General features: G+C 73.5%; 18 protein-coding genes. 7 read left to right on the plus strand and 11 right to left on the minus strand.

Features of this window, described 5'->3' with window-relative positions; all coding sequences use genetic code 11:
* Nucleotides 1–4: 4 nt before the first annotated feature.
* The 4 genes from Sspor_RS24755 to afsR form a co-directional block, all read right to left on the minus strand.
* A complete protein-coding gene (locus Sspor_RS24755; RefSeq protein WP_202201082.1) occupies nucleotides 5–574 on the minus strand; it encodes a Uma2 family endonuclease in 570 nt (189 codons plus the stop codon).
* Nucleotides 575–638: 64 nt separating this feature from the next.
* A complete protein-coding gene (locus tag Sspor_RS24760; protein WP_202201083.1) occupies nucleotides 639–1,370 on the minus strand; it encodes a class I SAM-dependent methyltransferase in 732 nt (243 codons plus the stop codon).
* Between the two features lie 130 nt (nucleotides 1,371–1,500).
* Nucleotides 1,501–1,686: a hypothetical protein gene (locus tag Sspor_RS24765; RefSeq protein ID WP_202201084.1), complete on the minus strand. Its 186-nt coding sequence runs from the start codon at nucleotides 1,684–1,686 to the stop codon at nucleotides 1,501–1,503.
* A gap of 175 nt (nucleotides 1,687–1,861) precedes the next feature.
* Complete coding sequence (afsR, locus tag Sspor_RS24770) at nucleotides 1,862–4,996, minus strand: SARP-family global regulator AfsR (RefSeq protein ID WP_237404009.1); 3,135 nt, start codon at nucleotides 4,994–4,996, stop codon at nucleotides 1,862–1,864.
* Nucleotides 4,997–5,128: 132 nt separating this feature from the next.
* Between afsR and Sspor_RS24775 the strand changes: the two genes are divergently transcribed.
* Entirely contained in the window at nucleotides 5,129–6,355 is a 1,227-nt protein-coding gene (locus tag Sspor_RS24775; protein ID WP_202201085.1) for an amidohydrolase family protein, read from the plus strand.
* A 119-nt stretch (nucleotides 6,356–6,474) separates the two neighbouring features.
* Here the strand turns inward: Sspor_RS24775 and Sspor_RS24780 are convergent, their stop codons facing one another.
* Nucleotides 6,475–7,689: an MFS transporter gene (locus Sspor_RS24780; protein WP_202203837.1), complete on the minus strand. Its 1,215-nt coding sequence runs from the start codon at nucleotides 7,687–7,689 to the stop codon at nucleotides 6,475–6,477.
* Between the two features lie 225 nt (nucleotides 7,690–7,914).
* On the opposite strand from Sspor_RS24780, the gene Sspor_RS24785 reads away from it, so the two are divergent.
* Both Sspor_RS24785 and Sspor_RS24790 read left to right on the plus strand, forming a co-directional pair.
* Nucleotides 7,915–8,409, plus strand: coding sequence for a GNAT family N-acetyltransferase (locus Sspor_RS24785; RefSeq protein WP_202201086.1), 495 nt, complete (start codon nucleotides 7,915–7,917; stop codon nucleotides 8,407–8,409).
* Nucleotides 8,410–8,493: 84 nt separating this feature from the next.
* A complete protein-coding gene (locus Sspor_RS24790; RefSeq protein WP_202201087.1) occupies nucleotides 8,494–9,357 on the plus strand; it encodes a trypsin-like serine peptidase in 864 nt (287 codons plus the stop codon).
* 19 nt (nucleotides 9,358–9,376) lie between these two features.
* On the opposite strand, the gene Sspor_RS24795 is transcribed toward Sspor_RS24790, so the two are convergent.
* The 5 genes from Sspor_RS24795 to Sspor_RS24815 form a co-directional block, all read right to left on the minus strand.
* Nucleotides 9,377–9,820 (minus strand): NUDIX hydrolase, encoded by a 444-nt coding sequence (locus tag Sspor_RS24795; protein ID WP_237404010.1) that lies wholly within the window; start codon nucleotides 9,818–9,820, stop codon nucleotides 9,377–9,379.
* A 148-nt stretch (nucleotides 9,821–9,968) separates the two neighbouring features.
* Nucleotides 9,969–11,195 (minus strand): ABC transporter permease, encoded by a 1,227-nt coding sequence (locus tag Sspor_RS24800; protein ID WP_202201088.1) that lies wholly within the window; start codon nucleotides 11,193–11,195, stop codon nucleotides 9,969–9,971.
* A complete protein-coding gene (locus tag Sspor_RS24805; protein ID WP_202201089.1) occupies nucleotides 11,192–11,917 on the minus strand; it encodes an ABC transporter ATP-binding protein in 726 nt (241 codons plus the stop codon). Before Sspor_RS24805 ends, Sspor_RS24800 begins: the two co-directional genes overlap by 4 nt.
* Nucleotides 11,914–13,035 carry a peptidoglycan-binding protein gene (locus Sspor_RS24810; RefSeq protein ID WP_202201090.1) on the minus strand — a complete coding sequence of 374 codons (1,122 nt, stop codon included), beginning with the start codon at nucleotides 13,033–13,035 and terminating at the stop codon, nucleotides 11,914–11,916. The genes Sspor_RS24805 and Sspor_RS24810 overlap by 4 nt, the downstream gene beginning before the upstream one ends.
* The gene (locus Sspor_RS24815) at nucleotides 13,032–13,517 is read right to left on the minus strand and encodes a hypothetical protein (protein ID WP_202201091.1); all 486 of its coding nucleotides are present in this window, start codon (nucleotides 13,515–13,517) and stop codon (nucleotides 13,032–13,034) included. The genes Sspor_RS24810 and Sspor_RS24815 overlap by 4 nt, the downstream gene beginning before the upstream one ends.
* Nucleotides 13,518–13,607: 90 nt before the next feature.
* Between Sspor_RS24815 and Sspor_RS24820 the strand changes: the two genes are divergently transcribed.
* The 3 genes from Sspor_RS24820 to Sspor_RS24830 are packed head-to-tail and all read left to right on the plus strand — an operon-like array spanning nucleotide 13,608 to nucleotide 16,401.
* Nucleotides 13,608–14,270 (plus strand): response regulator transcription factor, encoded by a 663-nt coding sequence (locus Sspor_RS24820; protein ID WP_202201092.1) that lies wholly within the window; start codon nucleotides 13,608–13,610, stop codon nucleotides 14,268–14,270.
* Nucleotides 14,267–15,556, plus strand: a complete 1,290-nt coding sequence (locus tag Sspor_RS24825) for an ATP-binding protein (protein ID WP_237404011.1) — start codon at nucleotides 14,267–14,269, stop codon at nucleotides 15,554–15,556. The genes Sspor_RS24820 and Sspor_RS24825 overlap by 4 nt, the downstream gene beginning before the upstream one ends.
* Nucleotides 15,553–16,401 carry a L,D-transpeptidase family protein gene (locus Sspor_RS24830; protein WP_237404012.1) on the plus strand — a complete coding sequence of 283 codons (849 nt, stop codon included), beginning with the start codon at nucleotides 15,553–15,555 and terminating at the stop codon, nucleotides 16,399–16,401. The genes Sspor_RS24825 and Sspor_RS24830 overlap by 4 nt, the downstream gene beginning before the upstream one ends.
* On the opposite strand, the gene Sspor_RS24835 is transcribed toward Sspor_RS24830, so the two are convergent.
* Nucleotides 16,373–17,011: a transmembrane-type terpene cyclase gene (locus Sspor_RS24835; protein WP_237404013.1), complete on the minus strand. Its 639-nt coding sequence runs from the start codon at nucleotides 17,009–17,011 to the stop codon at nucleotides 16,373–16,375. The genes Sspor_RS24830 and Sspor_RS24835 overlap by 29 nt on opposite strands.
* Nucleotides 17,012–17,171: 160 nt before the next feature.
* On the opposite strand from Sspor_RS24835, the gene Sspor_RS24840 reads away from it, so the two are divergent.
* A complete protein-coding gene (locus Sspor_RS24840) occupies nucleotides 17,172–18,119 on the plus strand; it encodes a TIGR03619 family F420-dependent LLM class oxidoreductase (protein WP_202201093.1) in 948 nt (315 codons plus the stop codon).
* Nucleotides 18,120–18,170 lie beyond the last annotated feature (51 nt).

Genomic DNA, 18,170 nt, shown 5'->3' on the forward strand with positions numbered 1-18,170 from the left:
CGGATCAGGGGACGAGGCCGCCCAGATCGATGGTCGCGGCGAACGGAACCGCCACCTTGAGCCACTCCCGGATTCCGGTCGCGACGTACGACCGGGTGACGGTGTCCAGCTCGTAGACGTGGACGGCGGGCCCGGTCGTCTCGTCCTCGACACGCCAGAAGTGGGGGATTCCCGCCTGGGCGTATTTGAAGGGCTTGATGGAACGGTCGCGGTCCGCCGACTCCTCGGACACCACTTCGATCACCAGAACCACCTCGTCGGGGAGGTAGCGGGTGCGGTCCGGGTCGTAGGGGACGGCCGCAGCCAGGATGTCCGGTTCCGGACGGCTCTTCCGGTCGAGCCGTACGGTCATCTCCCGTTCGATCTCGATGCCTTCAGGTGCCGCCTGCCGCACGGCGAAGGTCAGGTTCTCCACGAGCCGGGAGTGCCAGGACCGCTGTGGGGACACCATGAAGATCAGCGCTCCGTCGATGAGCTCGGTGTGCCGGGGAGCCTGGGGCAGGTGATCGAGGTCGTCCGCTTCCCAGCCGCTCGGGCGGGGCGGGAGCATCCATTCGGGGAGCTCGGCGGCCATGGTGTCCTCCAGGGGTGCGCTGGTTCAGCCTATTCGGCGGCGCCCTCGCGTACCGGGGAACGGCCTAGCGGCGGCGGGCCAGGACCAGGCGCCAGTTCGGGGTGCCGTCCGGGCGGTGGCCGAAGTGGGGGAGGGGGACCGTCTCCACCGTGAAGCCGGCCGCCCTCAGGTCTTCGCCGACCGGGCCCAGCGGGAAGGTGCGGTAGTACATGACGAACGGGGGGCGCCACACCGCGTTGCGCACCCGCATCGCCGCGTCGAAGCCCGTCGTCGCCCACCACACCCGGGAGCCGAGCGGCAGCGGGGCGCCGATCGGGAAGGCGAAGACGCCGCCCTCGCGCAGGGCCGCGTGGACGCCGGAGAAGAGCGCGGGCCGTTCCTTCGGGAGGAAGTGGCCGAAGGCGCCGAAGCTGACCGCCAGGTCGTAGCGGTCCGCGAGGGAGGCCGGCAGGGCCCGCGCGTCGGCCCGTACGAAGTCCACGCGGTCGGCGTCCGCGGCGTACCGGCGCTCGGCCTGCGCGAGCATGCCCGCGCTCAGGTCCACCCCGGTGATCCGGTCGCGGCACAGCCGGCGCAGCATGTCGATCCCGGCACCCGTGCCGCAGCACACGTCCAGGCCGGCCCCGAAGCCGCCCTCCACCTGGGCCAGGGTCTCCTCGACGGCGTCGAGCATCCGGTCCGGGGTGCGGAAGGGGGTGTGGTCGAACTTCGGCGCGAGGAGGTCGTAGCCCCGCTCGACCGAGGAGAGGCCCTGCACTGCCAGTTCGCGGACGCTCGGCCCGTGGGAGGAGAACACGCTCCCAGCCTATGCCGCCCGTGCCCGCACATACGTGTACGGCGGCCGCGGTGGCTCCCCCTCCGGGCCACCGCGACCGCCGTACTTCCCCCGTACTCCCCCGTGGAGTCCCCCGTACGTCTTGCGCGTGCTACGGGCGCGGACCGGACGCGTGGTTGTCCAGCGTCTGGATCTCCTCGTCCGTGGTGGGGACGGCCGGAGCCGGCTCCTTCTCGAGCGGCTTGATCTCGATGCCCGAGGCGTGGTTGTCCAGGGTCTCGATCTCGACGCCCGAGGCGTGGTTGTCGAGCGGCTTGAGGTTCTCGTTCGTCGTCATCGATTCTCCTGATGGTTTAGGGCTGGGCCCGTTCGGCGATTCCCCCGATGACCGCCGAACGGGTAGTCCACCAACCGACCCGGATGCTCCCCCGAGGCGCCGGGTCGATGCACTTATCGTGTCGGACGGCGATAAACGAACGATGAACGCCGTGTTCATCCGGTTCCGTCGCAGCTCAGGCAGCGATCTCCGAGGCCAGCAGGGCCTGCACCTCGCCCAGTTCGGCCGACCTCAGCTGCGTGAACACCGCCTCCGCGTCCCGCCAGCACGCCCGCGCGCGGTCCCGCTGCCCCAGCCGCCGCAGCGCCTTGCCGAGCACCGTCAGGACCGTCGCCCGGCGCCACTCCCCGCCGATGCCGCGCAGCGCGATCGCCTGCTCGGCGTGCGAGGCGGCCAGGGTGGGCCGGCGCGCCGCCAGGTGGGCCTCGGCGAGCCGGAAGTGGGTCACGCCCTCCCACAGCGGCTGGCGGTTCTCGTGGAACAGCGACAGCGCCTCGGCGAGCTGCGCCAGGGCCTCGCCGAGCCGCCCCGCCTGGGTGAGGGCGATGCCGAGCGCGTAGCGGCCGTTGGCCAGGCGCAGGCTCAGGCCCATCCGGTCGTAGATGGCGATGCCCTGCTGGGCCAGGTCTATGGCGCTGGGCAGGCGGCCCAGTTCCACATGGATGCGGGAGAGGTTGCACAGGGCGCTGGCCTCGCCGACGTTGTTGCCGTCGGCGCGGAAGCACTCGATGGCCTGCAGCAGGTAGCGCTCGCCGTCCGCGTGCCGGCCCTCGTACAGCGCGATGATCCCCCGGTCGTTGGGGGCCCAGCACATGGGCAGCGGGTCGCCGGCCTCCCGGGCGAGCACGGTGGCCCGCGCGGCCTCGTCGTCGGCCTCGGCGAAGCGGCCCGCGACCAGGTGGACGTTGGTGAGGGTGGTGCGGGCGCGGCCCTCGGCGTACGGGTCCTTCGCGGCCTGGCCGGCGTCGCGCAGGGCGACCGCGGCCGACTCGTACTGGCGGGAGTTGGCCCCGGACTCGGCGAGGTCCTTGGCCGCCCACAGCAGGTCCACGGCCCGGCGCAGGACCAGTGACTCGCCGCCCCGTACGGAGGCCTGCCGTACGCACGCCAGCAGCGGGTCGGCCTCGGCGTACAGCCAGTCCAGGGCGGCGCGCGGCTCGGCGAACACCAGCCCGGGGTAGTGGGTGTCGGACAGGTGCGCGGGCAGCCGGTCGCCCGGGCGTTCCAGGGCGTAGACCCCGGAGGCGGTGGCCAGGTAGAAGTCCAGCAGCCGGTCCAGGGCCGCCTCGCGCCCGCTGGGCGGCTGCTCGTCGCGTTCGGCGCAGGCACGCGCGTAGAGGCGTACGAGGTCGTGGAAGCGGTAGCGGCCGGGAGCGGCGGATTCCAGCAGGGAACAGTCGACTAAGGCCTCCAGGAGGTCCTCGGTGTCGTACTCGGGAAGGTCGAGCACGGCCGCTGCCGCCGAGAGGGAGATGTCGGGCCCGTCGGCGAGTCCGAGGAGGCGGAAGGCGCGCTGCTGGGCGGGCTCCAGCTGGCCGTAGCCGAGCTCGAAGGTGGCCTTGACGGCGAGGTCGCCGGTCTGGAGCTCGTCGAGGCGGCGGCGCTCGTCGGCGAGCTTGGCGGCCAGGACGGACACGGTCCAGGTGCGGCGGGCGGCGAGCCGGGAGGCGGCGATGCGGATGGCCAGCGGCAGGAAGCCGCAGGCGCCCACGACGTCGAGGGCGGCCTGGCGCTCGGCGCGTACGCGTTCCTCGCCGACGATCCGGGTGAAGAGCTGGAGTGCCTCCTCGGGGCTCATCACGTCGAGGTCGACGAGATGGGCGCCGGCGAGGCCCGCCATGCGGACCCGGCTGGTGACGAGGGCGGCGCAGCCGGCGGTGCCCGGCAGCAGCGGGCGGACCTGGGCGGCGTCACGGGCGTTGTCGAGGAGGACCAGGACGCGGCGGCCGTCGAGGATGGAGCGGTAGAGCGCGGCCCGCTCGGCGGGCGAGTCGGGGATGGCCGTGTCGGGGGTGCCGAGGGCGCGCAGGAAGGAGCCGAGGACGGCCTCCGGTTCGGCGGGGCGGGCCTCGGTGCCCTGGAGGTCGACGTAGAGCTGGCCGTCGGGGAAGTGCGGGCGGGCGGCGTGGGCCACGTGCACGGCGAGGGTGGTCTTGCCGACGCCGCCGATGCCGGCGAGCGCGGAGACGGCCATGACCTGGTCCAGGGCGCCGCCGCCGAGGATGGCGCCGAGTTCGGCGACGAAGCTGGCGCGGCCGGTGAAGTCGGGGACGGTCGCAGGCAATTGGGCGGGCCTCACGTGGACGGTCGCGGCGGCCGGGGCCGGGTCCTCCGCGCGGGCGAGATCGGCATCGGCGTTGAGGATGCGCTGCTGGAGCGCGGCCAGTTCGGGGCGCGGGTCGACGCCGAGCTCGTCGGCGAGGAGGCGGCGGGTGTCGGCGTAGACGGCGAGGGCCTCGGCCTGCCGGCCGCTGCGGTAGAGGGCGAGCATCAGCAGCTCGCGCAGGCGTTCGCGCAGCGGGTGGGCGGCGGTGAGGGCGGTGAGCTCGGAGACGGCCTCGGCGTGGTGGCCGACCTCCAGGTCGAGGTCGAGGCGGGTCTCCAGCAGCTGGAGGCGCCATTCGGCGAGCCGGATGCGCTCGGTCTCGGCGTGCGGGCCGGGGATGCCGGCGAGGGGCTCACCCTCCCAGAGGTCGAGGGCGCGGGCCAGGAGCGTCCGGGCGAGGGTGCGGTCACCGGCGGTCCGGGCCGTTTCGGCGTCGGCGGCGAGGCTGCGGGCGACGCCGAGGTCGAGGGTGGCGGCGGAGCGCAGCCGGATGGCGTAGCCGCCGGACTCGGTGACGAGGAGGCCGGGGGCGACGACCTTGCGCAGGCGGGAGGCGTACGTGCGGATGGTGGCCAGGGCTTGCTGCGGCGGGTCCTCGCCCCATATGGCGTCGATGAGTTCGGGCGCGGTGGCGGTGCGGCCGTCGCGCAGCAGGAGTACGGCGAGCAGGGCGCGCTGCTGGGGGGTGCCGGAGGGCAGGAGCTCGCCGCCTCGCCAGGCGCGGACGGGCCCGAGGACGGCGAAGCGGAACTCGCCGGGGCCGGTGGCGCCGGCGGTGTCGGCCGTGTCGGTGATGGTTCCGGCTCCGGTTCCGGTTCCGGCCGCGGCGGCCGTGCCCGCGGCGGTGTCGGTGGTCGGGGCGCCGGCCGCGGGTGCGGGGGTCGCGCGGGCGGGGGGCGCCCCCGGACCGACCTCGGGTGCGGCGGCAGCCGTACGGGCCTCGGGATGTTTCCGCGGGCTCGGGATGGCCGGTACGCCGTCCATCTGTCGTCCCCCTGCCTTCCGTTCGGTGTAAGGGTCAGTCTGCCCTGTCTCGCGCGTACACGTCAGCCCGTACATGACCGATCACAGCCCAACTAGCTGACGGTTCGTCAGATCAGCGCTACCGTATGCGTCATGGAGACCTTCCCGAAGATCATCTCGGTGGACGACCACACGGTTGAACCTCCCCACGTCTGGCGGGACCGTCTCCCGTCCAGATACCGCGACATCGGTCCCCGCGTCGTCCGCGCCCCCTTGAAGGAAATGACCTTCCTCGGCGGCAAGTTCGCGCCCGTGATGGGAGCCAAGGGCGACGACGGCCCCATCGGCGACTGGTGGGTCTACGAGGACCTGCACCGGCCGCTCACCCGCCTCGACACCGCGGTCGGGTACGACCGCGACGAGATCAAACTGGAAGTCATCACCTACGAGCAGATGCGCCCCGGGTCCTTCTCGGTTCCCGACCGGCTCGCGGACATGGACGTCAACCACGTCCAGTCGGCCCTCTGCTTCCCCACGTTCCCCCGCTTCTGCGGCCAGACCTTCACCGAGGCCAAGGACCGTGAACTGGGACTCCTCGGCGTACGGGCCTACAACGACTGGATGGTGGAGGAGTGGTGCGGCCCCGACGCCGGCGGCCGCCTCATCCCCCTCACCCTGATCCCCCTCTGGGACGCCCGCCTCGCCGCCGCCGAGGTCCGCCGCAACGCGGCGCGCGGGGTGCGCGCGGTCGCCTTCTCCGAGATACCCCCGCACCTGGGCCTCCCCTCCGTCCACACGGACGAGTGGGACCCCTTCCTGGAGGCGTGCAACGAGACCGGCACGGTCATCGCCATGCACATCGGCTCCTCCTCCCGCATGCCGTCCACCTCGGCCGACGCCCCGCCCGCGGTCGGCTCCACCATCACCTTCGCCAACTGCTGCTTCTCGATGGTCGACTGGCTGATGAGCGGCAAGTTCGAGCGCTTCCCCAACCTGAAGATCATGTACGCGGAGGGCCAGATCGGCTGGATCCCGTACATCCTGGAACGCGCGAACGTGGTCTGGGAGGAGAACCGCGGCTGGGGCGGAGTCGCGGACAAGGTGCTGCGCCCGCCGTCGGAGCTCTTCGCCGAGCACGTCTTCGGCTGCTTCTTCGACGACGCCTTCGGCCTGAAGAACCTCGACTCGATCGGCGTCGCCAACGTCCTCTACGAGACGGACTACCCGCACTCCGACTCGACCTGGCCCAAGTCCCGCGAGGTCGGCGAGGCCCAGATGGGCCACCTGGCGCCGGACGTGGTGGACCGCATCGTGCGCGGCAACGCGATCGACCTGCTCGGACTCACGGCGGACGGCCTGTGGGCGGGCCCGGGGGCCTGAGCCGGCGCGCGTGAGCCGGCCATCGGCAGCGGTGGCGGTCGCCGTCCCGTACGCGTACACCGTGCTCGCACGCGTACGCCGTGCCCGTAGGGCGTGGCCCGCCCGGCCCCTCCGGCCGGTCACGCCCTACGGGCATCCGCGCCCGCCCGCGCGCCCGCCCGCGCCCGCGACACCAGCAGCGCCGTGGCCAGCCCCGCCACCGTCAGCACCGGCAGCAGCACCCGTACGTCCGCGAAGGCCACCAGCGCCGCACCCAGCGCCAGGGCCAGCGCATTCGGTACGAAGATCAGGGTGTTCGCCGTGGCCGCGGCGCGGCCCAGCACGTCGTCCGGGACCTCGCGCTGCACCGCCGTCAGCGCGGCGATCAGTACGCACGGCAGCCCGGCGCCGACGGCCGCGCTGCCCGCCAGGGCCACCGCGTCGTACGGCAGCGCGCGGGCCCCGGCGCCCAGGGCGAACAGCGCCACTCCGGCCGCCGCGAACACCGGCTCCGGCATCCTCCGCAGCAGCGGGCCCGCCACGAGCCCGCTCAGGACCGAACCCGCGCCCTGCACCGCGTACAGCACCCCCACGTAAGTGGGCGCGTGCCCCAGTACGTCCCCGGCGACCGCGTAGACCATCGCGCCGTTCAGTCCGGCCAGGAACATCACGGCGGCGCCGGCCGCCACCAGCGTGCGCACCACCGGCACCCGCCACAGCTGCACCCCGCCCGCCGCCATCCGCGCGAAGGTGCCCGCGTCGTCCCGGATCCGCTCGCGCGCCGGGGGTTCCTCGCGTACCCGCAGCAGGGCGAAGATCCCCGCAGCCAGGGCGAAGGTCACCGCGTCGAGCAGGGCCACCGAAGCCCCGCCGGACCGTGCGAACAGGGCCGCGCCCACCAGCGGCGCCAGGAGTTTCATGCCCTCGTCGGCCGTCAGCCGCAGCCCGTTGAAGTCCCCCAGGAGCCGCCCGCCCACGACCCGCGGAACCAGGGCCGCCTCCGCCGCCCCGTGCACGGTGCCGCACGTCCCGTACACGAGCAGTACCGCGAACAGCAGCCACACCCGGTCCGCCGAGTCGACCAGGAGCAGTACGGGCAGCAGGGCGGCCATCACGAGGCCGAGGGCGACCAGCAGCGGCCGCCGGGGCAGCCGGTCGGCGAGCGCCCCCAGGGCCGGCCCGGCCAGGACCGGCGCCCACATGGTGAACACGGTCAGTGCCGCGAGCGCGTCCGACCCGGTCAGTGACTTCACCCAGACCCCGGCCACCAGCCACATCGCGGTCGTCCCGAAGCCGGAGACCACCACCCCGGACAGGTAGAGCCGCGCGTCGCGGTCCCGCAGGACCTTCCCCATGCCTCGATCGATCACCCGCTCAGCCTGTGTTCTAAGGCGGGGGCCGGGGATCGGGCAGACGACCTATACGGCGCACCGGGACTCCCCGGAGGCTTCGCCGGGGCCTATCGGGCCTGTCGGGCCTGTCGGGCCTGTCGGGCCGGTCGGGCCTGTCGGGCCGGTCGGGCCTGTGGGGCCTGTGGGGCCTGTGGGGCCTGTCGGGCCGACAGTGCGTAGCATCGAGCGGTGCCCCGGCTCCAGTTGCTCCGCCTCGACCACGCCCCGGCCCTGCTCGCGTTCGAGCGGGAGAACCGCGCCTACTTCGCCGCGGCCGTCCCGGACCGGGGCGATCGCTACTTCGCCGACTTCGACGAGCGGCACACCGCGCTGTTGGCCGAGCAGGCCACCGGGCTGTGCTTCTTCCACGTCCTGGTGGGCGACGGCGGTGAGGTGGTGGGCCGGGTCAACCTGGTGGACGTGGCGGACGGTTCGGCCGAGCTCGGCTACCGGATCGCCGAGCGGGCCACGGGCCGGGGTCTGGCGACGGCCGCGGTCCGGGAAGTCTGTGGGCTGGCGCTCGCGCGGTACGGACTGACCTCGCTGCGGGCCGTCACCACGCTCGACAACGCCGGGTCGCGGGCGGTGCTCGCCCGCACGGGATTCGTGCCCACCGGCGAGGTCGATCCGGACGGCCGCCCGGGCATGGGTTTCGTGTGCGAGCTGCCGGTCGGACCCGTCTGACGAGGGGGCCTCGGGCCGTCCCCGTTCTTGCAACCAGCCCTGCCGCCGGGGCATGCTTCGCCAGGGCGAAGCGGAAGGATGATCATGCCGGTGGACAAGCGGACCGTCGTGACTGCGGTGCTGTGTGCGGTGGCGGCTCTGGGGGCATCCGCCGCGGTGGCCAAGTTGGCGCCGCCGCCCGAAGAGGTCCCGCAGGTACGGGCGAAGGCCGCGCCGGGAGCCTCGCCGAGCGGGTCGCCCTCGCCATCGCGATCGCAAGCGGCGAAGCCCCAGCTCTCCGCGCCGCCCGCCACCACCCTGCCGCCGGCCGTCACCCCGCCGCCCGGTGGGCCCGCCGCCTTCACCGGGGCCCTGTTCACCAACGGCCTGGACAGTGACCATTTCTGCACCGCCACCGTGGTGAGCAGCCCCGGCCGGAACCTGATCATCACGGCCGGCCACTGCCTGCTCGAAGGGGACCAGAGCGGCGGGAGCGCCGTCTTCGCCCCCGCCTACGCCAACGGGGTCGCCCCGTACGGCACATGGAAGATCCAGCAGGTCTACGAGGACGACCGCTGGGCCGAGGGCACGGACGACGACTACGACCTCGCCTTCGCCCGCCTCGCCCCGGACGACAAGGGCCGCACCATCGAGGACGTGACCGGCGGGGCCGTCCTCGACACGAGCGGCCGCGTGGGCGAGGAGGTCACCGTCACCGGTTACCCCGCCGACCGCAAGGTGCCCCGTACCTGCACGTCGGTCGCGGTCCGCGAGAGCGACACCCAGCAGCGCTTCGACTGCGCCGACTTCCCGGGCGGCACCAGCGGCAGCGCGTGGATCGCCCGCGACGGAAAGATCATCGGCATCCTCACGGGCGGGGAGACGGACGACGTGTCGACCAGCACGGTCCTCGGCGAGTACGCGGCCTCCCTCTACGCCAAGGCCACGGCGAAGACCCCGGCGGCATAGGCCGGCGTCCGCGTCGGCCTCAGGCCAGCAGTCCCAGGTGGACCGGCTCCGTCGGGGCGTTCGCCAGGAGGTCCGGCAGGCGCGGGGGCCACAGGGGTTCGCCCAGGGTGGCCAGGCGCTGCGGCGAGAGCCACTGCCAGTGGATGTCCGGGGACTCCAGGACCGGTTCGCGGTGCGGGCCCGTGGTGACGTAGATGTGTTCGTGCTGGCGGACCGGGATCCCCTGGTGCGTGAAGTCGTGCTCCCAGGTGCAGAGCAGCCGTTCGGGTTCCAGGTCGGTCCACCCGGTCTCCTCGCGCAGCTCGCGCCGTACGCAGTCCTCGGGGCTCTCGCCGGGATCGATGCCACCGCCGGGCGGCAGCCAGTGGATGCCCACCTCCACGTTGTCCTCCCGGAAGAGGAACACGGACCCGGCGGGGGACAGGATGACAACACGCGCTGCGTGACGTGGAGTTCGCATCATCGATTCAATGTACGCCGGTGATCGGTTCCGGGGGATGGGCTTGCACCTGGCCTTTTACCGCCGTTTGCCCGCCCGTCCCCCGGGTCCGTCCCCCGGGCCCGACCCCGGGCGCCTTCCCCGGCGCCGGACACCCCGCCGGATCCGGTCGCTACGCCGCCGCCAGCGCCAGCGTCGGCGACAGCCGGGCCGCGCGGACGGCCGGGTAGAGCCCGGCCAGGGTGCCGATCAGCAGGGTGGCGGCGAAGCCGCCGGTCACCGCCCAGAGGGGGACCACCCAGGGCAGGTCGCCGGCCCGGGCGTAGACCGCCGTGGCCGCGCCGCCCAGGGCGATGCCCGCCAGGCCGCCGAGGCCGGACAGCAGCAGGGACTCCGTCACGAACTGGATCCGGATCTGGCCCTTCGTGCCGCCCAGGGACCGCCGCAGGCCGATCTCGTGGCGCCGTTCCAGCACCGAGATGATCATGGTGTTGGCGACGCCGACCCCGCCCACCAGCAGTGCGATCCCGCCCAGCCCCAGCAGCAGCGTGCTGAACGCGCCCTCCGTGGCCGCTTTCGCCTGGAGCGCCGCCGACGGGTCGGTGACCTGCACCGCGCTCGGGGTCTGCGGGTTGGCCGTCCGGGGGATGAGCGCGCGGACCGCCGCCACCCGGTCGTCCGCCGACCGCTCGTACACCGCCGTCGGATGGCCGTCGAAGCCCAGCAGCTGCTCGGCCGCGTCCCACCCGATCAGCGCGGAGCGCTCGATCTCCGGCGCCAGCGGGACCGGTTCCAGGATGCCGGTCACCGTGAAGTACCGGCCGCCGATGAAGACCTGCTGCCCCGGTGCGGTGATGCCGAGCCGGCGCGCGGAGACGTTCCCGAGCACCACCGAGGGGTAGCGGCCGGTCGCGGCGTTGAGCCAGGAGCCGCTCGCCATCCGCGCGCGCAGGGTGCCCGGCAGGTCGTCTCCGGCCGCCTTGAGCACGATCCCGCCCGTCTCCCCTTTCGGGATGTTCTCCGACCTGCGTACGGACTCGGGGACGTCCCCCGTGGTGCCGACCGACTCGACCCCCGCGATCCGGGAGATCATGCCCGGGGCGTCCTTGGGCAGCTTGGTGTCCTGCCCGCTGAACATCCCCTGGCCCGGCTTCGCGACCAGCATGTTCGTACCGAGCCTGTCGAGCTCCCGCAGCAGCTTCGCCTGGCTGGAGGAGGAGATCCCGACCACCGCGATCATCGTCGCGATGCCGATGGCGATGCCCAGCGCGGACAGGAACACCCGCGTCGGCCGCGAGCGCAGGCCCGCCGATCCGACGTGCAGGACGTCCCGCGGGGACAGCCTCGGCGGGGTCAGCCGCCGGGCGCGCGCCCGCGTACGGGGTTTCGCGCGGCTCATGACGCCCCCTCCGCCCGGCCGCGTACGTCCGCGACGACCTCCCCGTCGCGGATCCGTACCTGCCGCGGCAGGCTCGCCGCGATCTCCTGGTCGTGGGTGATCACCGCGATGGTGGCGCCGTCCCGGTTCAGCTCGCGCAGCAGCTCCATCACCGACTCCCCGGACGCCGTGTCCAGGGCGCCCGTCGGCTCGTCGGCCAGCAGCAGGTCCGGCGCGCCCGCCACCGCCCGGGCGATCGCCACGCGCTGCTTCTGACCGCCGGACAGTTCGTGCGGCCGGTGGTCCATCCGGTCGCCGAGGCCCACCCGGTCCAGTGCCCGGGCCGCCAGGCGCAGCCGTTCGGCCCGCGGGAGACCGCTGTAGAGCAGCCCCTCGGCGACGTTCGCCCGGGCGCTGATGCCCGGCACCAGGTGGAAGGACTGAAAGACGAAGCCGACGTGCCGGGAGCGCAGGGCCGACAGCGCACGGTCCGAGAGGGCCGCGATGTCGTACCCGGCGATGCGTACGCCGCCCGCCGTCGGGCGGTCCAGGGTGCCGACGATGTGCAGCAGGGTCGACTTGCCGGAGCCCGACGGGCCGACGATGGCGAGGAGTTCCCCGGCGGTGACGGTCAGGTCGACCCCGCGCAGGGCCGCGACCCCGCCCGGGTACTCCTTGGCGACTCCGGTCAGTTCCACGACCGGGTCCGGATGCGCAGGCGGATGCGTCGTCGTGGCCGTCACAGCTTCGGGATCCCCACCTGCATGCCCTCCTTGAGGGCGTCGCCGGTCACCTCGACCCGGCCGTTGCCGAACATGCCCAGCCCGACCGGGACCTCGCGGGCCCGGCCGTCCTCGACGACCTGGACGCCGAAGCCGCCGCCCGCGAGCGCGAGCAGCGCGTTGACCGGTACGGAGAGCACGCCCTTGCGGGTCTCGCCGGTCAGGCCGACGGTCACCGGGGACTGGTCCGGGGCGCTCACCGTGCCGGGCTGGTCGAAGGCGACGACCACCTCGATCCGGGCCTTGTCGTCGCCGCCGCCCGCTCCGCCGCCGCCCTGCCCGCCGCCGCCCGCTCCGCCGTTCCCGTCGTCGGGCCGGGCGGCCCCGCCCACCGAGTCGATCTTCCCGGTGGCGCTGGTACCGCCCGGCAGCCGTACGGTCACCGGGTCGCCCGCCTTCGCCGCGCCCGCCTTCACCGCGTCCAGCCGGAAGCGGACGATCCGCTCGGTGCCCGTCACCGTCAGCACCGGCTTGCCCGGCGCCAGCTCGTCACCGACCGCCGCGTCGCCTCCGCGCACCCGCTGCGGCCCCGAGGCGAAGGCGATGTCCTCCTTGGCGACCTCGCCCGTCTCCGCCGCCTTGTGCGCCTTCTGCCACCGCTTGACCGCCGTGGCCGTGCCCGCGGTGAAGGCGCCGTCCTGCGGGTCGAGCCCGGTCCCGTACCCGAGCGCCTGGAGGTTCCGCTTGAGCTGCTTGACGTCCTCGCCCTTGTCGCCGGCCTTCAGCGGCCGGTACATCGGCGTGGACCCGTACATGAGCCGCACCGCCTTGCCGTTGACCTCGTACAGCTTCCCGTCCCGCTCCACCGCCGAGCCCTCGCCGGCGGTCCACGTCAGCACGCCGGGCCCGGCCGCGTTCAGCTTGCGCTCCCGCGCGTAGCCGAGGGTGCCCTCCACCTGGAGGCCCGAGCTGAGGTCGCCGCGCACGACCGGTGCCGTGGCCGGCGGCAGTCCGCCGACCGTGCTGCGCTCCTGCCCGCCCGCGTCCCGCTGCGGCTGCGTCATGACCGCCCAGCCGCCGCCCGAGACGGCCAGTACGGTGGCCAGCGAGCCCAGCAGCCACGTGGCCCGCTTCCTCATCGGGCCGTTTCGCACTTCTTCACGGCCTCCTCGAAGGCCTTCTCCTGCCCCTTGGGTATCTCGGTGGCGCTCTTCATGCCGCCGTTGTACTCAGGGTCCTTCAGGGCGACGCCGTTCTCGCGCATGCACCGGATCCACTCCAGCTCCTTGTCCTTCTCCTCCTGCGTGGGCTCCTTGCCGGCGCCGGTGCCCGTGCTCATCCCGCACTTCTTCATGGCCTCCTGCATCTTCTGCGGGTCGGCGTCCCCGCCGATCGTCATCCCGCGCGGGTCCTGGCCCGGCTCGGGGTCGGGCACGTCGATGCCGTTCTCGCGCAGGCACTGGCGCATCTTGACGGCGTTGTCGGCCACCGTGCCGTCCCCGCCCCCGCCACCGCCGGAGGAGTCCTCCCTCCCCGCCGACGCGTCGTTCGCGCAGGCGGTGGCGAACAGGGTCAGCCCGGTGACGACCGCGGCCGTGGTCATGATCAGGGATCGCTTCATGGGCCCGAGCCTGCGGTGAAAGGGCCTTTCGCTTCCCTCTCGCACTCTGCTTACGACGGCGAAATACCGATCTCCGGTAAAGAGGACGCCATGCGCGTACTGGTGGTGGAGGACGAGGAATTCCTCCGGGAGATGATCGCCGAGGGGCTGCGCCGCGACGCGCTCGCCGTCGACGAGGCGGGCGACGGGCTGGAGGCCCTGCGGCGCCTGCGCCTCGGCGAGTACGACGTCCTCGTCCTGGACCGCGACCTGCCCGGCCTGCACGGCGACGAGGTCTGCCGGCAGGTCGTGCGCGAGCGGCTGCTGACCCGCGTCCTGATGCTGACCGCCTCCGGGACCGTACGGGACCGCGTGGAGGGCCTCGGCCTCGGCGCCGACGACTACCTCACCAAGCCCTTCGCCTACGACGAGCTCCTCGCCCGGGTCCTGGCGCTGGGCCGGCGCGCCCGCCCCGCGCTGCCGCCCGTACTGGAGCGCGCCGGGGTCGCCGTCGACACGGCCCGGCGCGGCGCCACCCGCGACGGGCACCGGCTCGCCCTGTCCCGCAAGGAGTTCGCGGTGCTGGAGGCGCTGCTGCGGGCCGAGGGCGCCGTCGTCAGCAACGACGACCTGATCGAGCAGGTGTGGGAGCAGGACACCAGCTACTCCACCAACGCCGTCCGCGTCACCCTCAGCAAGCTCCGCGCCAAGCTGGGCGAGCCGCCGCTGATCGAGACCGTGCCGGGCGCGGGCTACCGGATCGCGGCCCGGTGAGCGGGCGCCCGTCGACGGGGCTGCTGCGCACCGAGCGGGGCCGCCTCACCGCCCTGTACGGATCCCTGCTGCTCCTGGCGGGCGGCGGCCTGGTGGCGCTGGTCTACCTCCTCGTCGGCCAGGGCCTCTACGCGAGCGTCAGCGGGGCCGTCCGCACGGTCTCCCCGGCGTACGCCGTCCCCTCACCGGGGGCCGTCCCCGGCGAGAGGATCACCCCGGCGTGCCCCTGCGAACCGGCGCGGAAACTGCCCCCGGGCCAGACCCCCACGATCGAACAGCTGGAGCGCTACGCGTACACCCAGAACCTCTCCGACGCCGTCACCGACGCCACCCGGCACCGGCTGCTCATGTACTCCCTCCTGGCGCTGGCGGTCTTCGCCGTGCTGTCGATCTGGCTCGCCTGGTGGATGGCCGGCCGGGTGCTGCGGCCCGTCGGCGTGATCACCGAGACCGCGCGCCGTCTGTCCGGGGAGAACCTGGACGAGCGGATCTCCCTCGACGCGCCGCCCGGTGAGCTCAAGCAGCTGGCCGACACCTTCGACGCGATGCTGGGGAGGATGGAGCAGCTGGTCTCGGCGCAGCGGCGGTTCGCGGCGAACGCGGCGCACGAGCTGCGCACCCCGCTCGCGGTGCAGCGGGCGGCGGCCGAGATCGGTCTGGCGGGGGACCCGTCGCCGGAGAAGGTGGCCCGGATCCGCGCCAAGCTGATCGGTGTCGCCGACTCCAGCGAGCACCTCATCGAGTCCCTGCTGCTGCTCGCCGTCTCGGAGCAGGGACTGGAGTCCACCGCTCCGGTGGATCTGGCGGCGCTCGCGGCGGCCGAGCTGGCGGCGTGTCCGCAGCAGGGGCTGACCGTCGTACGGACCCTCGCGCCGCTGACCGTGCCGGGCGACCGGACCCTGCTGGGGCATCTGCTGCGGAACCTGCTGGCCAACGCGGTACGCCACAACCGCGCCGACGGCCGGATCACCGTGTCCACCTCGGCCGAGGGGGAACTGACGGTGTCGAACACCGGCCCCGTGATCGATCCGGCGGACGTGCCGGGGCTGCTGGAGCCCTTCCGCAGGCGCGGCGAACGGCTGCACACCGCGGGTGAGGGGGCCGGGTTGGGGCTGTCGATCGTGGCGTCGATCGCGCGGGCGCACGGGGCGGAGCTGGTGGCGCGGGCCAATCCGGACCCGGAGGGCGGCCTGACGGTCCGCGTCCGCTTCCCGGACATCAGCCGGGCGCGCGCGTCGCAGCCACCCGGGCTGCGGGGGCCCGCTGATGTACGGTCGGAGGAATGAGCAAGCACGTCCGAGCCCGCTCCCGTCCGTCCGGCAAGCCCCGCGCGGTCCGCAGGTCCCCCCGGGTGGCTCTCGCCGCCGTGCTCGGCCTGGCGACCTTCACAGCCGGCTGGGTGTATGCGGCCCAGGACCCGGACCAGGCCCCCAATCCGCGGCCGCAGGCCCGCGCGGACGCCCGCCCGCAGGCCGAGGACCGGGCCGCGCGTGACGCCCGGCGGGCCGCGCAGCGGGCCGCCGAGCAGGCTGCCAGGCAAGCCGCCCAGGGCCTGACCGGTGTCAGTGAGCAGACCCGGGCCCGGATCCCCGCCGAGTCCCGTCAGCTCATCCTGGTCACCGGCAAGGCGCTCGACTCCTCGGAGTCCACCGCCGCCTTCTACACGCGCCCCGCGGCCGGCGCCGACTGGGTCCGGGCCGAGACCTGGCCGGCCCGCAACGGGGCCAACGGCTGGTCCACCGAGCGGGTGTACGGGGACCTGACCTCGCCGATGGGTGTCTTCGCGCTCACCGACGCGGGCGGACTGCTGCCGAAGCCGCCGGGGACCCGGCTCCCGTACGACGAGGACAACGGCTTCGTCCCTTCGGGCCTCGGGGTGAACGGGGAGTCCCTGGCGGGCTCCTTCGACTACGTCGTCGCCATCGACTTCAACCGCAGGCCGGGCCGGTCCCCGCTGGACCCGGTCATGCCGGACGGCGAGGACAAGGGCGGCAACATCTGGCTGCACGTGGACCACGACGGCCCCTCGCAGGGCTGTGTGGGCATCCCGAAGGCGGCCATGAAGAAGGTCCTGGAGACCCTCGATCCGGCCGCGAAGCCGGTCATCGTGATGGGGCCGGAAGGCTTCTGAGGCGGGTGAGGCGGGGCCGCAGCAGCAGCCCGATGTAGGCCAGGTCGAAGACGCTGCACAGGATGCCGAGGCCGAGGATGAACGGCGCGTCCTCCACCACCCCGAACAGCAGGGTCGGGGCGAGCGTCCCCAGCCATTTGGCGACGGCGATCGTCAGGGACTGGCCGAGCGGCCCCTGCCGGGACACGTAGAAGGCGATGAACAGGCCCGACATCAGCAGGTTCTGCAGGAAAGCCGAGTACCGGGTCGCGTCGTGCACCCCGAAGTGCGCCAGGAACAGCCACTGCACGGCGAATCCGGTACCGAAGACGAGTACCGACCAGCCGGCGAAGAGCGGCCGGGTCACGAACTCCGGCAGCTCGGCCCGCCCGAAGCGCAGGTAGGTGTAGACGATCACCACGTCGGCCACCGCCCACACCACGTTGACCACGCCCTGCGGGGAGATCCCGACCGAGATGTCGCGGACCGCGTAGGTGGTCTCCCAGGCGAAGTTGAGCGCGAGGGCGGCGACGGGCATCGCGTACGTCCGGTCCCGCAGCCCGACGCGGATCGCCTCCACGTACACGACCGTCCAGGCGATCCCGCTGACCAGTGTGAGTATCAGATCCACGCGCGAACCCTAGCGAGGGGACCGGGGAAACGGAACGGGGCGCGGGAACGCCCCGTTCGGTCCGGGGTGTGCCGCACCCCTTGTCTGACGATCCGTCAGCTACGACGATGGCCCCGCACCGATATGACGAATCGGCAGACGAAGGCGAGGCGGGCCCGCCATGGCGCGCGTATTTCCGCAAGGTCGGCTGGTCTACGGGATGCAGCTCCCGGTCCAGTCGCAGAGCACCATCTACGCCGAACCCTGGGAGGCGTCGGCCACCGCCGCCGATCTCGCCGGGATCGCGCGGGCCGCCGACCGGGCCGGCTTCGGGTACGTGGCCACCTGTGACCACGTGGCGATCCCGCGACGGCTCGCGGGTCCCATGAGCACCGTCTGGTACGACCCGGTGGCCACCCTGTCCTTCCTCGCCGGGATCACCGAGCGCGTGCGGCTCCTGAGCCACGTGGCGATCCTGGGCCTGCGCCACCCGCTGATCAGCGCCAAGCAGTACGCCACCCTCGACCACCTCTCCGGCGGCCGGCTGATCCTCGGGGTGGGCGCCGGGCACGTGCAGGAGGAGTTCGAGGTCCTCGGCGTGGACTTCGCGCGCCGCGGGGCCGTCCTCGACGAGACCCTGGACGCGCTGCGGGCGGCGCTCGGACCCGAGGAGTACCCGGAATTCGAGGGCGAGCTGTTCTCCTTCAAGGACCTCGGCCAGCTGCCGCGGCCCGCGCAGGAGCGGATCCCCGTCTGGGTCGGCGGCTCCTCGGCCGCCGCCGTGCGCCGCGCCGCGGTCCGCGGGGACGGCTGGCTCCCGCAGGGCGACCCGCGCGACAGGCTCCCGGCGCAGATCGCCCGTATCGCGCGGCTGCGCGCCGAGGCCGGCGTCGACGGGCCCTTCGAGTTCGGTGCGATCACCGAGGCGCTGTACGTCGGCGAGCCCGGCTGGGACACCGGCCGCCGCACCCTCACCGGCAAGGCGGAGGCGCTCGCCGAGTCGCTGCGGGAGTACGGGGCGCTCGGCGTGGACCAGATCCAGGTGCGCTTCCGCAGCCGCGACCGCGCCGAACTCGTCGATCAGATCACCGCTTTCGGGGCCGAGGTGGCCCCCCTCCTCAACGACTGAACGACGAAGCGACCGAACGACGAAGCGACCGAGCGACAAGGGGCTGACGGA

The organism is Streptomyces spororaveus (genome assembly GCF_016755875.1).
GTDB classification, from domain to species: domain Bacteria; phylum Actinomycetota; class Actinomycetes; order Streptomycetales; family Streptomycetaceae; genus Streptomyces; species Streptomyces spororaveus.